The organism is Pseudarthrobacter sp. NPDC092424 (genome assembly GCF_044754925.1).
Lineage (GTDB): Bacteria > Actinomycetota > Actinomycetes > Actinomycetales > Micrococcaceae > Arthrobacter.
Map to the genome: position 1 here is coordinate 65,738 of NZ_JBIVQC010000001.1, position 21,283 is coordinate 87,020.

General features: G+C 63.7%; 23 protein-coding genes and 1 pseudogene. 14 read left to right on the top strand and 10 right to left on the bottom strand.

The features are described from left to right. The first annotated feature begins 1 nt into the window (after position 1). The 5 genes from rpmD (at position 2) to map (ending at position 3,695) form a co-directional block, all read left to right on the top strand. On the top strand, positions 2–208 hold the full coding sequence (gene rpmD / locus ACIQCN_RS00375) for a 50S ribosomal protein L30 (RefSeq protein WP_377214673.1): 207 nt from the start codon (positions 2–4) through the stop codon (positions 206–208). Then, complete coding sequence (rplO, locus tag ACIQCN_RS00380; protein WP_400604398.1) at positions 209–694, top strand: 50S ribosomal protein L15; 486 nt, start codon at positions 209–211, stop codon at positions 692–694. A 217-nt stretch (positions 695–911) separates the two neighbouring features. Continuing rightward, positions 912–2,222, top strand: coding sequence for a preprotein translocase subunit SecY (secY, locus tag ACIQCN_RS00385; RefSeq protein ID WP_400604396.1), 1,311 nt, complete (start codon positions 912–914; stop codon positions 2,220–2,222). Positions 2,223–2,227: 5 nt separating this feature from the next. Next, positions 2,228–2,797: an adenylate kinase gene (locus ACIQCN_RS00390; protein WP_400605428.1), complete on the top strand. Its 570-nt coding sequence runs from the start codon at positions 2,228–2,230 to the stop codon at positions 2,795–2,797. A gap of 70 nt (positions 2,798–2,867) precedes the next feature. Beyond that, entirely contained in the window at positions 2,868–3,695 is an 828-nt protein-coding gene (map, locus tag ACIQCN_RS00395) for a type I methionyl aminopeptidase (RefSeq protein ID WP_400604394.1), read from the top strand. Positions 3,696–3,796: 101 nt separating this feature from the next. Here the strand turns inward: map and ACIQCN_RS00400 are convergent, their stop codons facing one another. The 3 genes from ACIQCN_RS00400 to ACIQCN_RS00410 all read right to left on the bottom strand — a co-directional run bounded on the left by ACIQCN_RS00400 (position 3,797) and on the right by ACIQCN_RS00410 (position 7,123). After that, the gene (locus ACIQCN_RS00400; protein ID WP_400608856.1) at positions 3,797–5,155 is read right to left on the bottom strand and encodes an ABC transporter substrate-binding protein; all 1,359 of its coding nucleotides are present in this window, start codon (positions 5,153–5,155) and stop codon (positions 3,797–3,799) included. 100 nt (positions 5,156–5,255) lie between these two features. Further along, entirely contained in the window at positions 5,256–6,155 is a 900-nt protein-coding gene (locus tag ACIQCN_RS00405; protein ID WP_400609319.1) for a carbohydrate ABC transporter permease, read from the bottom strand. Between the two features lie 5 nt (positions 6,156–6,160). Continuing rightward, positions 6,161–7,123: a carbohydrate ABC transporter permease gene (locus ACIQCN_RS00410; RefSeq protein ID WP_400608858.1), complete on the bottom strand. Its 963-nt coding sequence runs from the start codon at positions 7,121–7,123 to the stop codon at positions 6,161–6,163. Between the two features lie 244 nt (positions 7,124–7,367). Between ACIQCN_RS00410 and ACIQCN_RS00415 the strand changes: the two genes are divergently transcribed. The 8 genes from ACIQCN_RS00415 to ACIQCN_RS00450 all read left to right on the top strand — a co-directional run bounded on the left by ACIQCN_RS00415 (position 7,368) and on the right by ACIQCN_RS00450 (position 12,616). Then, positions 7,368–8,309, top strand: coding sequence for a P1 family peptidase (locus tag ACIQCN_RS00415; RefSeq protein WP_400608860.1), 942 nt, complete (start codon positions 7,368–7,370; stop codon positions 8,307–8,309). A 172-nt stretch (positions 8,310–8,481) separates the two neighbouring features. Continuing rightward, positions 8,482–8,703: a translation initiation factor IF-1 gene (infA, locus tag ACIQCN_RS00420; RefSeq protein WP_009358723.1), complete on the top strand. Its 222-nt coding sequence runs from the start codon at positions 8,482–8,484 to the stop codon at positions 8,701–8,703. A 70-nt stretch (positions 8,704–8,773) separates the two neighbouring features. Next, on the top strand, positions 8,774–8,887 hold the full coding sequence (gene rpmJ / locus ACIQCN_RS00425) for a 50S ribosomal protein L36 (protein ID WP_009358722.1): 114 nt from the start codon (positions 8,774–8,776) through the stop codon (positions 8,885–8,887). 184 nt (positions 8,888–9,071) lie between these two features. Continuing rightward, complete coding sequence (rpsM, locus tag ACIQCN_RS00430; protein WP_003803743.1) at positions 9,072–9,446, top strand: 30S ribosomal protein S13; 375 nt, start codon at positions 9,072–9,074, stop codon at positions 9,444–9,446. A 57-nt stretch (positions 9,447–9,503) separates the two neighbouring features. Next, positions 9,504–9,905 carry a 30S ribosomal protein S11 gene (rpsK, locus tag ACIQCN_RS00435; RefSeq protein WP_009358720.1) on the top strand — a complete coding sequence of 134 codons (402 nt, stop codon included), beginning with the start codon at positions 9,504–9,506 and terminating at the stop codon, positions 9,903–9,905. 131 nt (positions 9,906–10,036) lie between these two features. Beyond that, positions 10,037–11,047 (top strand): DNA-directed RNA polymerase subunit alpha, encoded by a 1,011-nt coding sequence (locus ACIQCN_RS00440; protein WP_377214681.1) that lies wholly within the window; start codon positions 10,037–10,039, stop codon positions 11,045–11,047. Positions 11,048–11,117: 70 nt separating this feature from the next. Next, positions 11,118–11,693 carry a 50S ribosomal protein L17 gene (gene rplQ, locus ACIQCN_RS00445; RefSeq protein WP_400604390.1) on the top strand — a complete coding sequence of 192 codons (576 nt, stop codon included), beginning with the start codon at positions 11,118–11,120 and terminating at the stop codon, positions 11,691–11,693. A 32-nt stretch (positions 11,694–11,725) separates the two neighbouring features. Then, positions 11,726–12,616 (top strand): tRNA pseudouridine synthase A, encoded by an 891-nt coding sequence (locus ACIQCN_RS00450; RefSeq protein WP_400604388.1) that lies wholly within the window; start codon positions 11,726–11,728, stop codon positions 12,614–12,616. Between the two features lie 63 nt (positions 12,617–12,679). Here the strand turns inward: ACIQCN_RS00450 and ACIQCN_RS00455 are convergent, their stop codons facing one another. Next, a complete protein-coding gene (locus ACIQCN_RS00455) occupies positions 12,680–14,101 on the bottom strand; it encodes a sensor histidine kinase (RefSeq protein ID WP_400608862.1) in 1,422 nt (473 codons plus the stop codon). 501 nt (positions 14,102–14,602) lie between these two features. Between ACIQCN_RS00455 and ACIQCN_RS00460 the strand changes: the two are divergent. After that, positions 14,603–15,373: pseudogene (locus tag ACIQCN_RS00460) on the top strand (response regulator transcription factor). A 5-nt stretch (positions 15,374–15,378) separates the two neighbouring features. Here the strand turns inward: ACIQCN_RS00460 and ACIQCN_RS00465 are convergent. The 6 genes from ACIQCN_RS00465 to cpaB all read right to left on the bottom strand — a co-directional run bounded on the left by ACIQCN_RS00465 (position 15,379) and on the right by cpaB (position 21,248). Beyond that, complete coding sequence (locus tag ACIQCN_RS00465) at positions 15,379–15,864, bottom strand: Hpt domain-containing protein (protein WP_400604383.1); 486 nt, start codon at positions 15,862–15,864, stop codon at positions 15,379–15,381. Between the two features lie 86 nt (positions 15,865–15,950). Beyond that, positions 15,951–16,835 (bottom strand): type II secretion system F family protein, encoded by an 885-nt coding sequence (locus tag ACIQCN_RS00470; protein WP_400604381.1) that lies wholly within the window; start codon positions 16,833–16,835, stop codon positions 15,951–15,953. 7 nt (positions 16,836–16,842) lie between these two features. Continuing rightward, positions 16,843–17,775 carry a type II secretion system F family protein gene (locus ACIQCN_RS00475; protein WP_400604379.1) on the bottom strand — a complete coding sequence of 311 codons (933 nt, stop codon included), beginning with the start codon at positions 17,773–17,775 and terminating at the stop codon, positions 16,843–16,845. A 10-nt stretch (positions 17,776–17,785) separates the two neighbouring features. Then, positions 17,786–19,300 (bottom strand): CpaF family protein, encoded by a 1,515-nt coding sequence (locus ACIQCN_RS00480; protein ID WP_400604378.1) that lies wholly within the window; start codon positions 19,298–19,300, stop codon positions 17,786–17,788. Next, a complete protein-coding gene (locus tag ACIQCN_RS00485) occupies positions 19,300–20,496 on the bottom strand; it encodes a CpaE family protein (protein WP_400608864.1) in 1,197 nt (398 codons plus the stop codon). The genes ACIQCN_RS00480 and ACIQCN_RS00485 overlap by 1 nt, the downstream gene beginning before the upstream one ends. Further along, positions 20,493–21,248 (bottom strand): Flp pilus assembly protein CpaB, encoded by a 756-nt coding sequence (gene cpaB / locus ACIQCN_RS00490; protein ID WP_400608866.1) that lies wholly within the window; start codon positions 21,246–21,248, stop codon positions 20,493–20,495. The genes ACIQCN_RS00485 and cpaB overlap by 4 nt, the downstream gene beginning before the upstream one ends. Positions 21,249–21,283: the final 35 nt, after the last annotated feature.

Consider the following 21,283-nt stretch of genomic DNA (forward strand, 5'->3'; position numbering starts at 1 on the left):
TATGGCTAAGAACCTGGTCCCCTCCGACGTTCAGTTGGAGATCACTCAGATCAAGTCCGCCATTGGCGGCAAGCAGAACCAGCGCGAAACCCTGCGGTCCCTCGGCCTGAAGCGGATCGGACACACCGTTGTCCGCACCGCCGACGCCGTGACCGTTGGCATGCTCAACACGGTTCCGCACCTGGTAAAGGTAGAGGAGGCGAAGTAAATGGCAGAGAAGACTGCTGATAAGGCGCAGGCTGCTGAGAAGCAGAATGCCCTGAAGGTTCACCACCTGCGTCCCGCCCAGGGTGCCAAGACCGCCAAGACCCGTGTTGGTCGTGGTGAGGCTTCCAAGGGTAAGACCGCCGGTCGCGGTACCAAGGGTACGAAGGCCCGCTACCAGGTAAAGGCTGGCTTTGCCGGCGGCCAGCTGCCGCTGCACATGCGCCTGCCCAAGCTGCGCGGTTTCAAGAACCCGTTCCGGGTTGAGTTCCAGGTTGTAAACCTGGACAAGCTCAACGAGCTGTTCCCCGAAGGTGGCGCTGTCACCGTGGAGAACCTGGTCGAAAAGGGTGCCGTTCGCAAGAACCAGCCCGTCAAGGTGCTGGGCACCGGCGACATCACCGTCAAGGTTGACGTCACCGCCCACGCATTCTCGGCCAGCGCCGCTGAAAAGATCGCTGCTGCAGGCGGAAGCACCACCACCCTCTAGGGTGACGGGGCAACAGCCTGTATGTTGCACTCCCGGTAACCGGGCCTTCGGGTCCGGATACCGGGAGTTTTCCATTTCCGCCGGACGTGTTTTCGCAGCCATCCGGCGCATCCTGGCCGCCGCCGATTGTTCGCATCGCGCATGCAACGGTTAGACTCGGTTGTTGGGATTTATAGATCCCCATCACACCACTCTTCTTCACACCACAGGAGGACGCTTGCTTAGCGCATTTGGCCGGGCCTTTCGCACGCCTGATCTGCGACGCAAGTTGTTGTTCACGCTGGGAATCATCACCATCTTCCGCTTGGGCGCCTTCATTCCCTCGCCTGGTGTGGACTACCAGAATGTCCAGCAATGCTTGCAGAACGGTCAAACGGCAGGCGGGCTGTACCAGCTCGTAAACCTGTTCAGCGGCGGGGCCCTGCTCCAGGTGTCGATCTTCGCCCTGGGCATCATGCCGTACATCACGGCCAGCATCATCGTGCAGCTGCTCCGGGTGGTCATTCCCCGGTTCCAGGAACTGTACGAAGAGGGCGCTGCAGGACAGTCCAAGCTCACCCAGTACACGCGCTACCTCACCATTGCCCTGGGCCTGCTGAACGCAACCACGCTGGTGTCCCTGGCGCGGTCGGGGCAGCTCCTGCCGGGCTGTGCGCTGCCGATCATCCCCAATGACAGCGTGGTCACCACCATCCTGATCATCATCACGCTGACCGCAGGGACCGGCCTGATCATGTGGATGGGCGAGCTCGTCACGGAGAAGGGCGTGGGCAACGGTATGTCCCTGCTCATCTTCACCTCCATTGCAGCCACCTTCCCCACCTCCCTGGGCGCCATCTGGACCTCACAGGGTCCGGGGACATTCTTCATCGTCCTGGGCATCGGCCTGCTGACGGTGGCACTGGTGGTCTTCGTTGAGCAGTCGCAGCGCCGTGTGCCTGTCCAGTACGCCAAGCGTATGATCGGGCGCCGCACGGTGGGCGGAACCAGCACCTACATCCCGATCAAGGTCAACATGGCCGGCGTTATCCCGGTCATCTTCGCCTCTTCCATGCTGTACCTGCCGGGTCTCATCTCCCAGTTCAACCAGCCGCAGGCAGGCGAGCAGCTCCAGCCGTGGGTGGAATGGATCAACAACAACCTGGTCCGCGGTGACCAACCGATCTACATGGTTCTGTACTTCGCCATGATCGTGTTCTTTACCTACTTCTACGTCGCGATCACCTTCAACCCTGAAGAGGTCTCGGACAACATGAAGAAGTACGGCGGTTTCATTCCGGGTATCCGCGCCGGGAAACCGACCGCTGACTACCTGCAGTACGTGCTCTCCCGGATCACGCTCCCCGGCGCCCTCTACCTGGGCTTCGTGGCGCTGATTCCGCTGGTGGCACTGGTGCTGATCAACGCCAACCAGAACTTCCCGTTCGGTGGCACCTCGATCCTGATCATGGTGGGCGTTGGTCTGGAAACCGTCAAGCAGATTGATGCGCAGCTACAACAACGTCACTACGAAGGGCTTTTGCGATGACGAGAATGCTGATTATTGGACCTCCCGGCTCCGGAAAGGGAACGCAGGCGGAGCGGATTTCGAAGCGCCTCGGCGTTGTGCCGATTTCCACCGGCGATATCTTCCGGGCCAACGTCAAGGGTGAAACCCCGCTTGGCATCGAGGCAAAGAAGTACATGGACGCCGGCGACTTCGTACCGGACAGCGTGACCAACAAAATGGTCCGCGACCGCCTGGGCGAGTCCGACGTCGAAAACGGCTTCCTTCTGGACGGCTACCCCCGGACCACCGCGCAGGTGGACTACCTGGACCAGATCCTCGCCGAGGGGCAGGAGAAGCTGGACGTCGTCCTGCAGCTCACTGCCGACGACGAGGAACTGGTGAGCCGGCTCCTGGGCCGCGCCAAGGAAACGGGCCGGAGCGACGACAATGAGGCCGTCATCCGCCACCGCCTTGACCTCTACCACGAGCAGACCGAGGCCGTTGTGGCCAAGTACGCCGAACGCGGCATCCTGACCCAGGTCGACGGCATCGGCGCCATCGACGAAGTGACGGACCGCGTCATGCAGGCCATCAAGGCAGCGCAGGCTGCCTGATCCAGGCCACAGGACATTGAGGCTCCTCCCCGGACACGGGAGGAGCCTCAGCCATTTGAAAGGACACACCATGGCGTTTGGCCAGCCCCGCATCGAGTACAAGACCAACGAGCAAATGCGCACCATGCACGAAGCCGGACTGGTGTTGAGCCGCGCCCTGGACGCTGCTGTGGAGGCCGCGGTGCCGGGCGTCACCACCAAGCACCTGGACGACGTCTTCGCCGCCGTCCTCAACGAGGCGGGCGCGAAGTCCAACTTCCTCGGCTACCACGGATTCCCCGCCACGATCTGCACTTCCGTCAACGAGGAAGTGGTGCACGGCATCCCGGGCAGCCGGGTCCTGGCGGACGGCGACATCATCTCCATCGACGGCGGCGCGGTCATCAACGGCTGGCACTCCGACTCGGCGCGGACCGTTATCGTCGGCACGGCCAGGCCCGAGGACCAGCGGCTTTCGGACGTCACGCATGCCGCAATGTGGCGTGGGATCGCCGCGCTGGCCACCGGTACCCACGTTGGTGACATCGGCGCCGCCATCGACGACTACGTCTCCTCGGTCCCGGGCAAACCGCTGGGCATCCTCGAGGACTACGTGGGTCACGGCATCGGCTCCGAAATGCACATGGCACCGGACGTCCTGAATTACCGCACCAGCCACCGCGGCCCCAAGATCAAGCCCGGACTCTGCCTTGCCATTGAACCCATGCTGGTGCTCGGTGGCATCGAGACGGCGGTGCTGGAGGACGACTGGACGGTGGTCACCACGGACGGCAAGCGTTCGTGCCAGTGGGAACACTCCGTGGCAGTCCACGAGAAGGGCATTTGGGTCCTTTCAGCGCCCGACGGCGGTGCGGAGCACTTGGTGCCCCTCGGCGTCACCCCGGTGCCGATCCCGTAAGCCGGCGACACCCAAAACTGCTGACGATAGACAAAATCCCTGGCGACCCCGAAATACGGGAGTCGCCAGGGATTTTGCGTATCGAAAGCCGGGCGAAAGGGCTACGCCTTCAGCTTGGGCTTGACGTCGTTCTTGTAGATACCCTCGAGCGTCGCCTTTAGCTCGGTCATGGTCTCCTTCACGTCGCCCTTCTGCGTGAGCATCTTCGCCGCGGCCTTGGCCATCTCCTGGTCTGCGCCGGGGAGGAAGGCGCGGGCGTTGTCCTGGACCCGGGTGACGGCCAGTTGGTCCATGGCGGTCTTGATCTGCGGGGTCTTGGCCAGGACCGCGGTCATGTCGGCTGACGTGCGGCTGGGCATGTAGCCGGTCGCGGCAGAGAACGCAGCCGTGCTCTCCGGCTCCGTCACGAACTGCAGGAACATTGCGGCCGCCAACTGCTCCTCACGGGTCACGCCGCTGGGAATGCCGAGGCCGGCGCCGCCCGTGGGGCAGACCTCCGTTTTGGCCTTGGAGCCGCCCGGCAGGAACCCCACACCCACGTTGAAGGACGCCGACTTTAGGATGCCGATCAGCGAGCCGGTGGAGGAAACGGTGGCGGAAGCCAGTCCCGCGGCGAAGTCATCCGCGGAGTCCTTGGATGAGACCCCGGCCCAGCTGTCCTTGTAAACCGAGTCCTGGACCGCCTGGAGGGCAGCAACGGACTCCGCCGAGTCGCAGGTGATTTCCCAGCCGTTGGACCAGGCGCCGCCCTCGCCCCAGAGATTGTTTTGCAGCGTCCAGCCGGCGTAGCCCGCGAGGGCCGGGTGCATGAACGCGTATTGCGCACCGGAGGCGGCCTTGAGTTTGGGCGCCCACTCGGCGAATTCCTGCCAGGTTGCCGGTGCCCTGTCCGGCAGGCCCGCGGCTTTGAAGTGGTCCTTGTTGTAATAGAAGAGCGGGGTTGAACGCCCGTAGGGCAAGGCCCACTGCTTGCCGTCGTACTTGTAGTCGTTGACCAGTGACGTGCGGAAATCGTCTAGGGGAACGTCGAGCTGGCTGATGAGCGAGTCCAGGGGAATGATGCTGTCGTTGAGGTAGTAGCGGAACCACCACACGTCCGAGAGGACCACCAGTGCGGGCAGGCCCGACTTGGCCGCCTGGGCCGTCTGGAACTTCTGGGCGATCTCCTCGTAGTTGGCGCCTGCGGTCACGAGGTTGACCTTGATGTCCGGGTGCTTCTCCTGGAACTTCGCGATCATGGCCTTTTCCACGTCCTGCGACTTGCCGGGGTGGTTGGACCAGAAGTCGATAGCCGCTGCCGGCTTGACTCCCTTAAAGTCCAGGTCCGCAGCTGTGTTTGACGTGCCCCCGCCGGTGGAGGGGCCGCCGCAAGCGGTGAGTGCTGCGGCTCCTGTTCCTGCGCCTGCCAGGGAGAGGAAGAGCCTGCGGCCAAGCGCCGGGTTTACTGGGTTTGGTGCCAAGGTAGAGCCTTTCTGTGGGCCGGGACAGTGGGCTGGAGCAGCCATGCCCGTTCTTGCGGTGTAAGGGAGGAAGATTACGTAGGAAGGCTTGCCGGGCTGGTCAGCCGGTGACGCTTCCCTGCGTCAGGCCCGCCACGATGTAGCGCTGCAGCATGGCGAAGACCACCAGGATGGGCAGGATCACCAGCACCGCGCCGGCCATCATGATTCCCCAGCCGGCGCCATTGCCTTCAGAGTTCTGCAGGAGCGTGAGGCCTACTGGCAAGGTCATGCTTTCCGGCCGGTCGGTGATGATCAACGGCCAGATATATTCGTTCCATTCGCTGACCACGGTGACCAGGCCAACGGTGGCGATGGACGGCAGCGAGATCGGCACCACCACCTGCCACAGCCGGCGCCAGTGCCCGGCGCCGTCGATTTCGGCAGCTTCCAGGACGGACGCGGGGAGGGTGAGGAAGTGCTGGCGCAGCAGGAACGTGCCGAAGGCAGTACCGAGTCCGGGAAGGATGATCCCCCACAGGGTGTTCTTGCCGCCGAGGCCGGCGATCAGGATGTAGTTGGGCAGGATCGAGACCTGTGGCGGAACCATCAGCGCCACCAGGATCAGGACGAAGATCAGCTTCTTGGCCGGGAACCTGACGAACACCAGGGCGTAGGCGGTGAGGATGGCAAGCAGCACTTTGACCGTGGAGCCGATCACTGTCACCACGGTGCTGTTGAGGAAGAACTGGCCAAAGGGGACTGTGGTCAGGGCCACCCGGTAGTTCTCCGGGTTGAGCGATTCAGGCAGCACACTGAGGTTCAGCGTCACGATTTCGCCCGGTTGCTTGAAGGAGCTGAGTACCATCCACAGCAGCGGGAGGAAGACCACGAGGGTGGCTGCCGCGAGCGGGAGGTACCCGCCCGCCAGGGTCTGGGTGAGGTTGGCCCAGGAGAAGGGGCCGCCAGGCGGACGGAGGGTGCCGCCGTCGCCGGCTTCCTGTAATGAGGGGCTGGGCATGGTGGTCATGAGTAATGCACCTTCCGCTCCACAAAACGGAGCTGCAGGACTGTGATCACCAGCAGGATGGCGAACAGCACCACGGAAATGGCCGCTGAATACCCGGCCCGGTTGTAGGCGCCGAACGCCTGGAGGTACGCCTCGTAGATGAGGGTGCTGGTGCCGGCGCCCAGCGGCGTCATGATGCGGATGAGATCGAACGCCTGCAGGGAACTGAGCATGGTGGTGATGAGGAGGAAAAACGTGGTGGGCGAGAGGAGCGGCAGCGAAATACTCAGGAAGCGCCGCATGTGTCCGGCGCCGTCCAGGGCTGCCGCCTCCATGACGTCCTTCGGCAGCGACTGGAGACCGGCGAGGAATACCACCGCACAGTAGCCAAGGTTCTTCCACACGTAGACGATGATCACCATGGCCAGCGACAGCTGCGGATCGTTGATCCACTGCGGGCTCTGTTGCCCCAGGCCTCGCAGCAGCCAGGCAAGGACGCCGTATCCGGGGTCGAAGATGAACAGCCAGACCAGGCCGACGCCCACGCCCGAGAGCACATAGGGTGCGAAGACCGCTGCCCGGGCGAAGGTCCTTCCGCGCACGTTCCTGTTGAGGGCGAGTGCAACCAGCAGCCCCAGCACCATGGATCCGCCCACGGTGGTCAGCGTGAAGACGGCCGTGGTCCCCAGGACTTTGGCCGCATCCGGGCTGGTGAAGAAAGTCAGGTAGTTATCCAGGCCAACCACCACTGCCGAGGCCGAGCCCAGGGTCCAGTCCAGTGTGGAGTAGTAGATGTTGTTGAGCAGCGGGAGGTAGGTGAACGTCCCGATCAGCGCGAGGTTGGGCAGCGCCAGGGCAAGGAAGACCAGGAAGTCTCGGCGGGACCGGGCGGACCAGCGCTTGCGGGGGATGGGGCCTGGCGCGGCGGCGGCCGGCGACCGCGGTGCGGCGTTGCTGGTCCCCGACAGGTGAACAGTCATGGATCTCTCACAAAATGGGCGTGGTTTCAGGCAAGCGGGAGGGGGAGTCGGTTCTCACCTCATCACATCCGTTGGCCCCCCAAGCGGGGATTCCGGCCTCTTTTCCGACTATTGGCTGAGCCTTCCCCCGGCGTTCACGGCCTGTTCTGCCTTCCTTCCCGACCGGGCAGCGCCGGGTGCCGTTTCCGGGCCTCAAGAGGACACGTAGCGCTACTCATTTGAGGCGCGGGTGGACAATAGGCCCATGCGAGCTTCAGGTTCCATCACCGACGTACCGGGAATCCGGGTGGGCAACGAGCAGAAAACCGGGGACGGCTGGCTGACCGGCGTGACCGTGATCCTGCCTCCGCCCGGCACCGTGGGTTCCGTGGACGTCCGGGGCGGCGGGCCGGCCACCCACGAGACCGACGCCCTGGATCCCACCACCACGGTCCGCCATGTCGATGCAGTGGTCCTCACCGGCGGCAGCGCCTATGGCCTCGCCACCGCGGCCGGAGCGCAGCGCTGGTGCGAGGAGCACGGCCGCGGCTTCGCCGTTCCCGGGGGAGTGGTCCCGATCGTCCCGGCGGCCGCGATCTTCGACCTGGGCCGGGGCGGGGACTTCTCAGCGCGCCCGACGCCGGAGATGGGCTACGCGGCCATCGTTGCCGCAGCGGCGCAGGAGGAAGGGCGCGAGGTTGCCCGCGGCAACGTCGGCGCAGGCACCGGGGCCCTCATCGGCCGGGGCAAGTTCAAAGGGGGCCTCGGCATGGCCTCGGCCACGTTGGAGGACGGGATCATCGTCGGGGCACTTGCAGTCGTGAATGCCCTTGGCCTGCCGTTCAGAACGACCACCTTGCAACCTGACCCCGGCCACGGCGCCCCGCTCAACACCACCCTTGTTGTCGTCGCCACCAATGCCGTGCTGGACGTCGCCGAGTGCAAGAGAACGGCTTCTGCATCCCATGCCGGGCTCGCGAGGGCATTGAATCCGTCCCATACACTCGCCGACGGGGACACCGTCTTCTGCCTCGCCACTGGCGGGGTGGCACTGGGCGGCAGCGACGAAGCTGCCCGGCGTATTGGCATGATCACCCTGCAAAGTGCGGCAGCCGACGTCGTGCGTTCGGCGGTGCTGGACGGGGTGGCGCGGGCAGAAGCCGTAGGCACCCCCGCGGGAGAATATGGTGTGTACCGCACTGTTTAGGTTATGATTGCCAATTTCTCATTTTCGGCCGGACAGGGTAGTGTTGTCTGTTGGTTGTCTGGACCGCCGCGCCCTTTTGGGCTTCGGAGCCGGCAACCGATCCAACAAAAACGTTCGTGGCCATGCCCGGTGCAATCCGGCGGGGCTGCGGCAACAACAGTTAGCGGAGGGTATGGCCAAGAAGGACGGGGTCATTGAGATCGAAGGCGTTGTGACTGAGGCGCTGCCTAACGCGATGTTTCGCGTTGAGCTCACCAACAAGCACATCGTCCTGGCACACATCTCTGGAAAGATGCGTCAGCACTACATTCGAATCCTTCCGGAGGACCGCGTAGTGGTGGAGCTGAGCCCGTACGACCTCACCCGTGGTCGTATCGTCTACCGCTACAAGTAAATTGCTGGGCGGCACCAGCGCAAGCCGGCCGCTGCTCCAGCTGACCAACTGTTACACGCAAAGGAATGCCATGAAGGTCAAGCCGAGCGTCAAGCAGATCTGCGAAAAGTGCAAAGTGATCCGCCGTAATGGCCGGGTCATGGTGATCTGCGAGAACCCGCGCCACAAGCAGCGCCAGGGCTAATTTCCTTCCCTGAAGGAAATCCTGGGTTGCTAACCCACGCAAGTAAATAAAGGCAGCACAAGCTGATCTGGAACACCAAGCTCTAACGAGTCCGGACAGCTAACCCCCGGTCGGAGGCTGGGGCCGTACGGAACGTGCGGGTGTACTGCCTACGACCTCCGGTTTATCAAGGAGTACTGCCACTATGGCTCGTCTCGCTGGCGTAGACATTCCCCGCGAAAAGCGGCTGGAAATTGCGCTTACTTACATCTACGGCGTGGGCAAGACCCGTGCACACGAAACCCTGGCTGCCACTGGCATCAGCGCTGACGTCCGCGTTAAGGACCTCACCGATGCACAGCTGGTTGAGCTGCGTGACTACATTGAAGGCAACTACAAGGTTGAGGGTGACCTTCGCCGCGAAGTAGCAGCCGACATCCGCCGCAAGGTTGAAATCGGAAGCTACGAAGGCCTGCGCCACCGCAAGGGCCTGCCCGTACGCGGTCAGCGTACGAAGACCAACGCACGTACCCGCAAGGGCCCGAAGCGTACCGTCGCCGGCAAGAAGAAGGCCCGTTAAAATCCCGTCCGGGATTTTTGACGGAGCTTTCCCCAATAACTTTCTGTAGGAGAAAAAATGCCCCCGAAGACTCGTGGCGCGGTTCGCAAGCCGCGTAAGAAGGACAAGAAGAATATCGCGCTGGGCCAGGCGCACATCAAGAGCACGTTCAACAACACCATCGTTTCCATCACGGACCCGACCGGTGCTGTTATCTCCTGGGCTTCCTCAGGTGAGGTTGGCTTCAAGGGCTCGCGTAAGTCCACCCCCTTCGCGGCCCAGATGGCTGCCGAAGCTGCTGCAAAGCGTGCCCAGGAGCACGGCATGCGCAAGGTTGACGTATTCGTCAAGGGACCGGGCTCCGGCCGCGAGACCGCTATCCGTTCGCTGCAGGCCGCTGGCCTCGAGGTTGGCTCCATCCAGGACGTCACCCCCGCAGCCCACAACGGCTGCCGTCCGCCCAAGCGCCGCCGCGTCTAAGGTTTCCAGCGCTGCTTGAGCTTGCCCGGACCAGCGATGGACCGGGCAAGCCCAGCGCGTTAAGTCTTCAGACCGAATTTCCACCACCTGTGTTGCGTCATATAGCGGATGCTCGCCGAAAGGAAACCTAAGTGCTCATTGCACAGCGCCCCACCCTCTCCGAAGAGGTCGTCTCCGAAAACCGCTCGCGTTTCATCATTGAACCGCTGGAACCGGGCTTCGGCTACACCCTTGGAAACTCCCTCCGCCGTACCCTGCTCTCGTCCATCCCCGGTGCCGCTGTAACCAGCATCCGGATCGATGGCGTGCTGCACGAGTTCACCACTGTTCCGGGTGTCAAGGAAGATGTCACTGAGATCATCCTGAACATCAAGAGCCTGTCGGTTTCCTCCGAGCACGATGAGCCGGTTGTTGCCTACCTGCGCAAGCAGGGCCCCGGAGTCGTCACCGCCGCGGACATCGCTCCGCCGGCCGGCGTCGAATTCCACAACCCGGATCTGCACATTGCCACGCTGAACTCGAAGGGCAAGTTCGAACTCGAACTGACCATCGAGCGCGGCCGCGGCTACGTTTCGGCAGCTCAGAACAAGTCCGGCGATGCAGAGATCGGCCGTATCCCGGTCGACTCCATCTACTCGCCGGTGCTGAAGGTTACTTTCCGCGTGGAAGCAACCCGTGTTGAGCAGCGCACCGACTTCGACAAGCTGATTGTCGACGTCGAGACCAAGCCGGCCATTGCCCCGCGCGATGCCGTAGCTTCCGCAGGCACCACCCTGGTGGAACTGTTCGGTCTGGCCCGTGAGCTGAACACCGCAGCTGAAGGTATCGAGATCGGCCCCTCGCCCACCGACGCTGCCCTGGCAGCCGACATGGCACTGCCGATCGAGGATCTGGACCTCACCGTCCGGTCCTACAACTGCCTCAAGCGTGAGGGCATCCACACCGTGGGTGAACTCGTTGCCCGCTCCGAGGCTGACCTGATGGACATCCGTAACTTCGGTGCGAAGTCCATTGACGAGGTCAAGGCAAAGCTGGTTGAACTGGGCCTGTCCCTCAAGGACTCGCCTCCCGGTTTTGACCTCGCAGCACGCGCCGCAGCAATCGAAGAGGACGACGCCGCCTTCGGCGACGACGAACTCTAAACCAGATCCTGGCCGGCGGGCAGCACCACGGTGTGCAGCCCACACGGCTTCCATATGAGGAGAAACAATTATGCCTACCCCCACTAAGGGTCCGCGCCTCGGAGGCGGCCCGGCTCACGAGCGCCTCATGCTCGCGAACCTGGCAGCAGCACTGTTCGAGCACAAGCGGATCACCACCACTGTGACCAAGGCCAAGCGCCTGAAGCCGTACGCAGAGCGCCTGGTAACCTTCGCCAAGCGTGGCGACCTGGCTTCCCGCCGCCGCGTTCTCGGCCTGATCAGCAACAAGGGCGTTGTCCACGAGCTGTTCACCGACATCGCACAGGCAGTGGAGAACCGCGACGGCGGTTACACCCGCATCACCAAGATCGGCAACCGCAAGGGCGACAACGCTCCCATGGCTGTCATCGAACTGGTTCTCGAGCCGGTTTCCGCCAAGCAGGCCGTCGTTGCTGAGGCGACCCAGGCTGCTGCCAAGGCTGCTCCGGCCGCCGAGGAAGCTCCCGAGGCTGAAGCCGTAGAGACCGAAGCCGCTGAAGCTCCGGCCGCCGAAGAAGCTGCTGCTGAAGAAACTGCAACCGAAGAAGCTCCGGCCGCTGAGGAAGCACCCGAGGCACCCGCTGCCGAGGAAAAGGACGCGAAGTAATTCGCTGATATTCTTCGCATAGACTTGGGTCTATGAACGACCAAAAACCCGCGGCCCCCGTTTTGGGGGGCGGCGGGTTTTTGCGTATCCGCCTTGATCTTTCGTACGACGGCGGCCCCTTCAACGGGTGGGCCCTGCAGCCCGGGCTGCGGACCGTGCAAGGCGTCCTCGAGGAGGCGTTGGAGCTTCTGGTGCGCCGCCCTGTGCGGGTCACCGTCGCCGGCCGAACGGATGCCGGCGTGCACGCCCGCGGCCAGGTGGTCCATCTGGACCTCAGCGAAGACGAGTGGCTGGGACTGCCGCGCGGGCACGAACTGGATCCCGCCGTCGCGCTTCTCCGCCGGATCCGCGGGGCCTTGAGCCGTATCCTGGGGGACCTCACCGGTGCCGTGGAGGTGCACAGCGCGGCGCCGGCCCCGGCGGGCTTTGATGCGCGCTTCTCCGCGCTGTGGCGGCGCTACAGCTACCGGATCGCGGACGGACCTGCGCTGTGGGATCCGCTGGAGCGCTACTTCACGCTGTGGCATAAGAATCCGCTGGACGTGTCACTGCTCAACGAGGGCGGGGCCAAGCTGCTGGGCCTGCAGAACTTCCTGTCCTTCTGCAAGCCCCGGGAGGGTGCCACCACAGTCCGGGAGCTGCAGCGATTCGAGTTCCGCCGCGGCGAGGACGGCGTGATCGTGGCTACGGTCCAGGCGGATGCCTTCTGCCACAACATGGTGCGGGCGCTGATCGGCTCCGCACTCTACGTGGGTGAGGGCGTGGAGGAGCCAGGCTGGCTCTATGAACGGCTTCTGGCGCAAAAAAGGGATGCGAAGTCCGTCCTGGCGGCCCCGCACCCGCTCGTGCTGGAGGAAGTGGCGTACCCGTCGGACGGCGAACTCCTTGCCCGCGCCGAGCTCACCCGGGCGCTGCGCGCGTAAGCCTCGACTGCTCCATACTTGCCGTTTAGAGGGTTCAAAGCGGCATTTACGGAGCAATCGATTTTAGAAGGACGGCGGCGGGCCGTCGGCGGGGAGCGTCAGGGTGAAGGTGCTGCCTTGGCCCTCGCCGCTGTGGCAGGTGATGGTGCCCCCGTGGCGTTCCACGATCATCTTGGTAATGGAGAGCCCAAGGCCTGCCCCGGAGATCGAGGACTTCCGCGCCGTCTCCGTCCGGAAGAACCGTTTGAACACCTTGGCGGCGTCCTCGGTGCTCATGCCCATTCCCGTGTCGCTGACGCTGAGCCGAATCCATTCGTCACTGGCCCAGGCGCTGATGCTGACCTGGCCGCCGCCGGGGGAGTACTTGATGGCGTTCGAGACCAGGTTGTCGAGCGCCTGTCCGATTCGAAGCGGATCCGCGTAGGCCCATAGCGGGGAGGGGACGTCCGCGGTGAGCCTGATGTTTGCACGTTCCGCCTGGGTGCGGGCCGACCCCACGCTGGTCTCCACGAGGCTGGCCAGGTCAGTGCGCTTCGGGTGCACGTTCAGGGCCGCCGACGCCGATGCGGTGAGGTCGGATACGAGGGCAAGCAGCCGCTCGGAATTCCGCTGCACTACTGTCAGGCGCTGGACCAGTTCGCGGGGAAGACTGGGATCCTCAAGGATCAAATCCATATTGCCGAGAATCGAATTCAGCGGGCTCCGGAATTCGTGGGAAACGTTGGAGACCAGTTCCTCGTTCGCGGCCAAGGCTTCGACGAGGCTTGTCACGTCGCTGTAAACAACGACGGCGCCGTTAGGATGGCCCTCCCCGGACAGCAGGGGCCGGGCAGCGGTTGAGATGGCCCGCTGGTCGCCGTCCTCTCCGATCCAGACCAGGTAGTCGGCAAAGGACTCACCGTCCACGGCGCGCTGCACCGGGTGTTTTTCCGGAGGCAGGGGGGTGCGCTTGTCCAGGGCGTAGATTGCCTGGCGTTCCTGGTTCGCAGTGCCTTCGCCCTGCGCCACCAGTTCATGGAACAGCCGCTGCCGGTCGTTGGTCAGCAGGTGCCGGCCTTGGGGATCCACGGCGATGATTCCGACGTCGGTAGCGTCCAATACGGTCTGAAGCAGCCGCTCGCGTTTGTTGCTGGCGTCAAGGAGTTCGCGCAACTCCTTGTCCTTCTGGGCGAGTTCGCGTTGCTGCATCCGCAGGTTGACGCTGGCGAAGCGTATGGCCAGGGACACGGCCAGCATCATGAGCGGAAAGAGGATGACGGTGGTGACATCCGTGGCGGTATGGGCGGGCCACTTCTGGGCCAGCGTAGGCAGCATGATAAGCAGTGGACCCACAAAACTGAGGACCAGGCTGGTGCGGGTGAGCATTCCAGAGGCGGAGAGCCAGATGACGGGGAAGACCACCAACACGGCCAATCCGGGAAGGAGGGGTGCCGCTCCGTTGCGGAGAAGTCCGATGGCCACGAAATCGAGGACGGGGATAATCAAGTACGGGCGGAGGTTTATCTTCTCCCAAGGAACCAGGAAACTTGCAAGCAGCAGCGCTACATGCAGGGCCACCCCCGCCATGTAGAAGGGGCTCGACAGCAACGTTGGCCACGCGAAAGGCGTAGCCAACGCGAGTGCAGCCACAATCAGCGTCAGCGGCAGCTGGCACAGAGTGGTCTGCCCGCGGGGTCCTAAGTCGCGGAAGAACCGGCCAGGCCCGCGTTGGAAAAACGACTCAGCCATGAACGCGGTTCAAGCCCCGCACATAGCCTTGCCCACTACAAACTTCCGCGCGCGGCGGTTCCACGATCCCCATCTTCACCAAGCCCCATCTTCTCGGTTCGTATTACACATTTACTGTCATGGTAATTGACTTTTTCTAATCAATCTTCCCTCAGATGTCATCAGCCGGGCTTACTAGTAGCGTATAAAGAGTTAGAGCGGCATGTCACCGGCGCTGGGCTGGTGGGGGGACATGTTTGCCTTGCACGGGGATAGCAGATGGATGATCTAGGTGTAGCTGTAGTAATCGAGGACGATGCGGATGTCCGCAATCTCCTCGAAGGGGTATTGAGCCAAGCGGGCTTTGAGGTCCATACGGCACCGGATGGCAAAGCAGGCGTCGAGGTGGTCCGCGAATAGCAAGCCCATGTAGTTACGCTTGACGTTGGCCTTCCGGACATTGACGGATTTGAGGTTTTGCGCCGCATCCGGCATTTCAGTGATGCCTACGTGGTCATGCTGACGGGCAGGACTGAGGAACCCGATTTGCTGTCGGCCCTCAATGCCGGTGCGGATGATTACATTGCCAAGCCGTTCCGCCCGCGGGAACTCCGGGCGCGGGTGGCCGCGATGCTGCGCAGGCCACGCCATGGCGTCAGCAAGCCCGCCGCCGCTCCCGCGCCACCGGTTCCGGCGCCCCGGGAAGACCCGGCCGTGTTCCGGCACAACGGACTGGTACTCAACTACCGGACGCGGACTGTCGAAGTGCAGGGAGAGCCCCTGAACCTGACCCGGAGCGAATTCGACCTTCTCCACGTGCTGCTGCGCGGCCGCGGGGCAGTGTGCAGCAGGGCAGACCTGGTCCGGGCGGTACGCGGCGAGTTCTACGACCAGGACACGTATATCAGCGAGGCGGACGAACGGGCGGTCGAGGTGCACGTGGGAAACTTGCGGCGCAAGCTGAAAGAGAACCAGCATTCACCGCGCTGGCTGCAGACCGTTCGTGGCGTCGGCTATAGGCTGGCGCCGGCCAGGCAGGAAACCACGTAGCCCCTTCAGGTGTGTTCCAGATCCTGTCCGCCGGCCGCGATGTAGGTGGACTGCAATTCGGAGACCGTCTGGCTGCCGTCAACGGCAACGCGCTCCATCAGCAGGCGGCCCTGACCGAAATCGCCTTGCCGCACCACGTTTTCGAGAAGCTCGGCCAGCTTGGACAGCCGCTCCCCGCCCAGCATGGCAGAGGTGATCTTCAGGCTGATGGCGGCGTCCAGGCAGGCTGCGACGTCCTGGCGCTCCACGGCGGCGGCGAGCCGCGTGTACCGCTGGTCCCACATGTCCGCGTAGTCCTGCGCGAAACGCTTGGCCAGGGCCGGCCCGGCGAGTTCTGCTTCAAGGTCCTCCAGGACCGCAGCATTAACCAGCGGCAACAGAACCACCGCCTCCAGAGACAGTGCGGGTTCCGCAACCGGCGGCACCCACGACGGGAAAGCGGCAGCTGTGCTGCTCTCCTCGCTGGTGGTGCCGGGATCTGGACTGTACATGTTTCAAGGCTACTTCCTGCAGTTCTCTTGAGGTGGTGAATTCGGGTGATCCTGTGGAAACCTTGAGGGTTGCCGTGGTTTGTGGCTCACTGCCCGCTGAACGTGATGACGGTGTTGACCACCGCCGGGCCCAGGATGGCAATGAAGAGCACTGGAAAGATGAAGAACAGCAGCGGAAAGAGGATCATGACCGGCAGCTTCATGGCCTTTTCCTCCGCGCGCTGGCGCCGTTTGACGCGCATCACCTTCGCCTGGACGCGGAGGACCTGGCTGATGGCAATGCCGTAGGTATCGGCCTGGATGACAGCCTGCACAAAACTGCGAAGTTCGGGGATGTTGGTGCGGTCCGCCAGGGCCTGATACGACTCCCGGCGGCTGCGGCCCACCTGCATGTCCTGCAGCGTGCGCACCAGTTCTTCGGCCAGCGGTCCCTTTCCGTTTGCTCCGGCGCGGGCCATCGCACCTTCAAACCCGAGGCCGGCTTCAACGGAAATCAGCATCTGGTCCAAGGTATTGGCCAACTCCAGCTGCATGATTTTCTGCCGTTCCTGGCCTTTGCTGTAGAGCAGGAGGTCGGGTATGAAGTAGCCCAGCACCACCACGAACAAGCCGGCGAGTTTCATCAATGGTGTTGCGCCCATCGACGTCAGGTACAGCCCCAGGACGGCGCCAACGACACCCAGCCCCAGCTTGGATCCCAGGACCTTCCCCAGCGGCATGGAGGCGGGCCGACCCGCCAGCGAGAGCAGCCGGTCCAGGAAAGCAACGTACGACGGCGGAGTCACGCGCCGTCCGAGTGATTCCAGGAGCCCGGGGGAGCCGGAAGCCTCCACGGCCACGGGCGCGGCGCCGCGGGCCAGCAGCTCGCTGGCTGCGGCACGGCCCTGCTTGTCCACAGTGAGGAGGGACCAGGTCAGGCCGCCCAGCGGGACGCAGACCAGGAGGACGGAGAGGAGAACAACGATGCTCATGGCTTCCTCAGAACTTCAGGTCGATGATCTTGCGCATCCACAGCGCACCGATGGTCATCAGGACAAAGGACGCCCCGATCAGTCCCCAGCCCAAGGGGTGGGTGAAAAGGGAGTTCATATAGCCCGGGCTGATGCTTAGGAGCATGCCCACGATGCCGAAGGGCATGGCAATGAGGATGTACGCGGAGAACTTTCCCTCGGCCGCCAGCGCTTTAATATGTCCCTTGATTTCAGCCCGTTCGCGGATGGTTTCCCCCACCTGGTCCAGCACGTCGGCGAGGTTTCCGCCTACCTCGCGGTTGATCTGAATGGCTTGGGAAATCCAGACGAAATCGTCGTTTTTCATGCGCTCGGCCGTATCGTTCAAGGCGGAAAGCAGGTCGCGCCCCAGACTGGTTTCGGTGATGACCCGGCGCATTTCCTCCGAGGTGGGTTTTTGCGACTCGGTGGCCGCGGCGTCTATCGCACGCAGGATACTGTGGCCGGCCCTAAGGCCCCCGGAGAGGAGCTGCAGCGTATCGCCCAGCTGGCCGTCGAATGCGGTGCGGCGTTTGCCGGCGAGGAATCCCAGGACGGCCTTACCCACGAAGGGGGCAGTCAACGCCAGCAGAAGGCCCACCAGCGGGCCCACCGTCACCAGTCCCACCACCATGCCGACGGCGGCGCCGATGCCCACAAGGACGAAGAATTCAGATTGGCTCAGCCGCAGCCCGGCTTCTTCCAGGTCGGCCTTGGTGAAGGCCTTGACCGTGCGTCCCGCCAGGGCACGCTCAAGCGCCCTGACCGCAGCACCGGCGAATCGGGTCAGGGAGGACGGTGGCTCCGTTTCAAACGGACGACGGCGGTCCAAGGGCACCGCGGGCGTGCCGGGCAGGAGCACGGCGACGCCCAGGAACACTACGGCCAGCAGGACGGTGACGGTTCCGATGGCGAGGATCATCGTGGCACCGTCACCTTCCGCCCGAAGGCTGCGGCGCGGCGAAAACCTCTGGTGAGAGGTGGATGCCCATGTCTTCGAACCGGTCGATGAAGCGCGGGCGAATGCCGGTGGCCACAGGCTTGCCGAGGAACCGGCCGTGTGCGTCCACCCCGGCAGAGTAATCGAAGACGAAGGCGTCCTGGAGGGTCACGATGTCTCCTTCCATGCCCTGGACTTCGGTGACATGGGTGATGCGCCGGGAGCCGTCACGGAGACGGGAAATCTGCACCACAAGGTTTACTGCAGAGGCGATCTGCTCGCGGATGGCGCGCAGCGGCAGGTCCATGCCGGCCATGAGCACCAGGGTCTCGAGACGGGCGACGGCGTCACGGGGCGAGTTGGAGTGCACTGTGGAGAGCGAACCGTCGTGGCCGGTGTTCATGGCCTGGAGCATGTCCAGCGACTCTCCGCCACGGACCTCACCCACCACGATCCGGTCAGGACGCATACGGAGCGAGTTTCGGAGCAGTTCGCGGATGGTCACCTCGCCTTTGCCTTCGGTGTTCGGCGGGCGGCTTTCCAGCCGGACAACGTGTTCCTGCTGGATTTGCAGTTCCACGGCGTCTTCGATCGTCACGATGCGTTCGTCATTCGGCAGGAACGATGAGAGCACGTTCAGCAGGGTGGTTTTGCCCGTCCCGGTACCGCCCGAGACGATGATGTTGAGCTTTGCCTTGACACAGGCGTTGAGCAACTCCGCCATTTCCGGTGTGAGCGTGCCGAAATCAATCAGGTTCTGGACTGTCAGCGGAACCTTGCTGAACTTACGGATGGTCAGCGAAGAGCCCCCCACCGCCAGAGGCGGGATGACCGCATTGACACGGGAACCGTCCTCGAGGCGGGCATCCACCAGCGGGGAAGACTCGTCGATGCGGCGGCCTACCTTGGAGACGATGCGCTCGATGACCTTGCGCAGGTGTTCTTCCGAGCTGAAACGGGAATCGGACAGCGTGAGCTTGCCCTTGCGCTCCACGTAGATCTGGTCCATCCGGTTGACCATGATTTCGGAGACATCCGGATCGTCCAGCAGGCGCTGGAGCGGACCGTAGCCAAGGACATCGTCAGCAACATCCTGGACCAGGCGGGTGCGCTCATCCGGCGTCAGGGGAACCTGTTCGGCATCGATGATGCGGATCAGCTCTTCTTTGGCGGAGGTGCGAAGCTCATGCTCGGTAACCGTCGCGTCGTTGAACCGTGTTCCCATCCGTTCGAAAAGAGCGGTGGCCGCGCGAAGTTTCATGGCTGCGAAAACGTCCACCGGCTGGGCCTTCGGCACTGCCTGACCGCCGGCGTCGGGCGTTGAAGCTACTGGTTTGGGCGCGGCTGGTGCCGTTACGGCGGCAGGGCGCCGGGGCTCGCGGGGCCGATCCCGGGCAGGTGAAGGGGCGACGACAGCGGCCGGACGCGGCGCAGCCAGCACAGCGGCCGAGCTGCCGGAGTCCTGGCTGCGGCCCTGGGCCGCGTTGATCCGTTCAGAGAGCTTCATCAGATGACCACCCTTCGGTGCAGTTTGCGCTGTGCCTGGGTACGCCACGCCGGGTTGAAACGCTCGGCCAGGTGGCGGAGGCTCTTGACGGCGGGATCCCGCTTGGATTCCTGGAGGACGGGGACGCCCCGGTTGGTCGACAGGGCGACGGCCTTGGAGCGCGGGACGCTGACGTCAACGGGCGCGCCGATGGTGGATTCGACGTCCTGGATGCTGAGCCCGGACTTGGCGTCCGCCATGTTCAGGACAACGTGCCGTGATTCGGGCATGATGTCGAGCTGGCGCAGTACTTCCAGCCCGGAACGCAGCCCACGGAGGCTGGGGATGTCCATCGCGCTCACCCATACGGCGTCGGTGCACTGTTCCATCGCTGCCAGACCGATTTCCTGCATGCCGGGCGCGGTGTCCACCACCACGTACTGGAACTCCTGGGAGAGCTGCTCGAGCAGGCGGGAAATGTGCTCGGGGGTGATGTGGTCCGCGTCCACGGGGTTTGGCGGAGCACACAGGGCGTAGATTCCCGCCGGATGCACGGTGAGGAACGCCTTCAGCACCAGGGAATCCTGGCTCGCCGCCGGTGTGACAGCGTCCGTGACGGTGTGCTCGGGGTCGAGGTAGAGGCCGGAAGCGACGTCGCCGAACTGGAGGTCGAGGTCAACAATCACCACGCTCATGGGCGCGATCTTGCCGAGCCCGATGGCGATGTTGGTGGCGATGGTGGTTTTGCCAACGCCGCCTTTGGGGGAGAAGACACCAATGACCAGGCCTTTGCCGCCATTCTCCGCCGGAAGGTCGTCATGGTTCCGGTGCCGGGTTGCGAACGACTGGCAGGCACGTTCCAGCAGCACGCGGATTTCGGCTGCGTCTGCCTGGGGGCTGAGGATGTCGCGGATGCCGGCGCGCATGGCGTGGAGCAGCAACGTCGGTTCAACGTCGCTGACCAGCACCAGGCTGAGCTCGGGCTGCTGCACATCGAAGACTTTTGCGAAGCGCAGGGCTTCCTCGTAGGCCACGTCCGGCCCGATGATCAGGACTTCAGGCCGTTCCTGGTCCAGGAGGGCAAACAGTTCGGCCGGGCCGGCGGGGAGGATATCCGAGGCGATGGTCTGGACGCTGCCGCGCAGCCCATGGTCGACAGCTGCGTGCAGCTTCTGGTCGAACTCAACGCTGGGCGAGAGCAGGACGAAGCGGCTCACTTGTAGATCACTTCCTTGCGTTCGATACGGGGCCCGTTGTCCTTGGCATTCAGCGGTTCCTTGGTGAGCCAGAGCCTGCCGAACTCGGACGCGAAGACGATCTTATTGGCGTCGATGTCGTTGACGGCGACCGTAAGCATCAGGGAGCCCTCCGGGAGAGTGGTGTCCTGGGGGTTGGTTCCGTCTTCGGACTCTTCCTTTGCCGCGGCCTGCGGGGCGCGCTGGACGGCGGTGACGAGGACTTTCCGCAGCGTCAGCTGGGTAGATTCGTCCTTTTCGTTGGCCTTGTCCGCGCCGGCGTCGAAGACCATCGCTATGCCCACGTGGTCACCGACACTGATGCGGCCGCCGACAACACGCTGCGGTTCGAGCTGGAAGGAGACTTCCTGCATACCCGCCGGGACAGTTGCGGCGCCGCTGTCCTTGGCGTCCTCCGGTGCCACCAGGCGCTCGGCGAGCAGCTGTTCGCCCGGGATCAGGTCCACGGCGGCTACCGTGCCGGCTTTGTCGTCAAGGTTGGAAAGTGCCGAGGCGGATTTGCCTGCCGCCGGTACAGTTTCCGTGGCCAGCGAGGCTGCCATTTCCTCGACCGGGGTTCCTGCGGGGATGGCGGTTTTCACTACCAGTACTTCCGCCGGCTGTGTGCCGGCGAGTGCGCGCTGGTCGGCACCCTGGGCATACATGACGATGAGGATGGCCCCCACGAGCGCCAAGGCAACGGCGGCCGTTCCGGCGAGCATGCGAGACTTCACGGTCAACTCCTGATGAAAGGTTCTTGTTCTGCGGA

Coding starts and splice junctions, on each gene's coding strand:
- rpmD (WP_377214673.1), top strand. CDS start 2: ATGGCTAAGAACCTGGTCCCCTCCGACGTTCAGTTGGAGATCACTCAG.
- rplO (WP_400604398.1), top strand. CDS start 209: ATGGCAGAGAAGACTGCTGATAAGGCGCAGGCTGCTGAGAAGCAGAAT.
- ACIQCN_RS00390 (WP_400605428.1), top strand. CDS start 2,228: ATGCTGATTATTGGACCTCCCGGCTCCGGAAAGGGAACGCAGGCGGAG.
- map (WP_400604394.1), top strand. CDS start 2,868: ATGGCGTTTGGCCAGCCCCGCATCGAGTACAAGACCAACGAGCAAATG.
- ACIQCN_RS00405 (WP_400609319.1), bottom strand. CDS start 6,155: ATGCCCAGCCCCTCATTACAGGAAGCCGGCGACGGCGGCACCCTCCGT.
- ACIQCN_RS00410 (WP_400608858.1), bottom strand. CDS start 7,123: ATGACTGTTCACCTGTCGGGGACCAGCAACGCCGCACCGCGGTCGCCG.
- ACIQCN_RS00415 (WP_400608860.1), top strand. CDS start 7,368: ATGCGAGCTTCAGGTTCCATCACCGACGTACCGGGAATCCGGGTGGGC.
- infA (WP_009358723.1), top strand. CDS start 8,482: ATGGCCAAGAAGGACGGGGTCATTGAGATCGAAGGCGTTGTGACTGAG.
- rpmJ (WP_009358722.1), top strand. CDS start 8,774: ATGAAGGTCAAGCCGAGCGTCAAGCAGATCTGCGAAAAGTGCAAAGTG.
- rpsM (WP_003803743.1), top strand. CDS start 9,072: ATGGCTCGTCTCGCTGGCGTAGACATTCCCCGCGAAAAGCGGCTGGAA.
- rpsK (WP_009358720.1), top strand. CDS start 9,504: ATGCCCCCGAAGACTCGTGGCGCGGTTCGCAAGCCGCGTAAGAAGGAC.
- rplQ (WP_400604390.1), top strand. CDS start 11,118: ATGCCTACCCCCACTAAGGGTCCGCGCCTCGGAGGCGGCCCGGCTCAC.
- ACIQCN_RS00450 (WP_400604388.1), top strand. CDS start 11,726: ATGAACGACCAAAAACCCGCGGCCCCCGTTTTGGGGGGCGGCGGGTTT.
- ACIQCN_RS00465 (WP_400604383.1), bottom strand. CDS start 15,864: ATGTACAGTCCAGATCCCGGCACCACCAGCGAGGAGAGCAGCACAGCT.
- ACIQCN_RS00470 (WP_400604381.1), bottom strand. CDS start 16,835: ATGAGCATCGTTGTTCTCCTCTCCGTCCTCCTGGTCTGCGTCCCGCTG.
- ACIQCN_RS00475 (WP_400604379.1), bottom strand. CDS start 17,775: ATGATCCTCGCCATCGGAACCGTCACCGTCCTGCTGGCCGTAGTGTTC.
- ACIQCN_RS00480 (WP_400604378.1), bottom strand. CDS start 19,300: ATGAAGCTCTCTGAACGGATCAACGCGGCCCAGGGCCGCAGCCAGGAC.